Below are 1,242 nucleotides of genomic sequence, written 5' to 3'. Positions count from 1 at the left end.
CGGGTCCCGGCCGAGTGGCCCAGCAGCCGCAGCCGCTCGACGCCCAGGTGCCGCCGCAGCCGTTCCAGGTCGGCCGCCTGCCGCCAGAACGAGCCGAGGGTGACGTCGGCGGGCAGCGGGGAGCGGCCCACCCCGCGCAGGTGCGGGGTGATCAGCCGCCGGTGCCGGCCGAGACCGGCCAGGTCACCCAGGTACGCGGGGTGCCGGCCGGAGCCGCCGGCCAGGGTGACCAGCGGTGGACCGTCACCGCCGGTGTCGTCGTAGGACAGCGGCGTGGCGTCGGCGCCCGGGTAGGTCGGCATGGCTCGATTCTGACGGCTGGGCGCACGGCTCGGTTGCTCGTGCGGCCGAGTTCCTGCACCTCGTCAATTCCTGATCATGAGGCCGGAGCCGGCGGGGCACGCTGCCGGCTCCGGTCCACTGGTGAATCAGGACAGCGGGCAGGTGTTGCGGTAGTCGGAGATGGCCGAGCTGCTCGGGCCGGGGCAGAGGAACTGGTCGTAGCGGGTGTCGTCGTCGACGAAGCGCTTGAGCCAGGCCACTGCCAGCCGGGCGGTCGGGGTATTGGTGGTCTGCGGGAAGAAGTGGCTGGCGTTGTTGAGCTCCAGGTACGCCTTCTCGGTGGCCGACGGGATGCTGTTGTAGAACGGGATCGAGTGCGACGAGACGGGCGCGATCGTGTCGCTCTCACCGCCGACGATCAGGGTGGGCACCCGCAGGCCCGACCAGGACTTGGTCAGGTTCCAGGGCGCCAGCGGCACCGCGGCCTGCAGCGACGGCCGGTCCTTGGCGGCCTCCAGCGAGCCGCCGCCGCCCATCGAGTGCCCGGCCACGGCGAGCCGGCTCGCGTCGATGCGGGTGCGCACCGAGCTGCTGCGGGTCAGGTAGTCCAGCGCCGCGAGCAGCTGGTTGCCGCGGGAGGCGGGCTGGTCGAGGGTCGAGTTGGTCTCGATGCCGATGACCACGAAGCCGTGCGAGGCGATCCGCGGCCCGAGCCAGCTGATGCTCGACCAGCTCGCGGTGTAGCCGGGCGAGATGGCGACCGCGCCGAAGGTGCCCTCGGCGGTGCTGGTCGGGTAGTAGATGACGCCGCCGCCGAAGCCGGAGACGCTGAGCCTGGAGACACTCTGCTGGGCGGTGGCGAACGGCCCGCGGCTGGCGTCGAGGCTGGCCGTGGTCGGGGCCGGGCCGCGCTCGTACGGGCTGGCGGCCTGGGCGCTGGTGGCACCGGTCAGCGAGCCG

At 73.0% G+C, this 1,242-nt stretch carries 2 protein-coding genes; both read right to left on the bottom strand.

The window, feature by feature from the left end:
• On the bottom strand, positions 1 to 302 hold a 302-nt coding region (locus tag AB0C29_RS49175; protein WP_360835368.1), incomplete at its 3' end, for an alpha/beta fold hydrolase.
• Between the two features lie 126 nt (positions 303 to 428).
• Positions 429 to 1,235, bottom strand: a complete 807-nt coding sequence (locus tag AB0C29_RS49170) for an alpha/beta hydrolase (RefSeq protein WP_360835370.1) — start codon at positions 1,233 to 1,235, stop codon at positions 429 to 431.
• Positions 1,236 to 1,242: the final 7 nt, after the last annotated feature.

Source organism: Actinoplanes sp. NPDC048791 (assembly GCF_040650095.1).
In the GTDB taxonomy this organism is placed as follows: domain Bacteria; phylum Actinomycetota; class Actinomycetes; order Mycobacteriales; family Micromonosporaceae; genus Actinoplanes.
The sequence above is the reverse complement of the archived record's forward strand: the minus strand, read 5'-3'. Positions and strand labels throughout refer to the sequence as shown.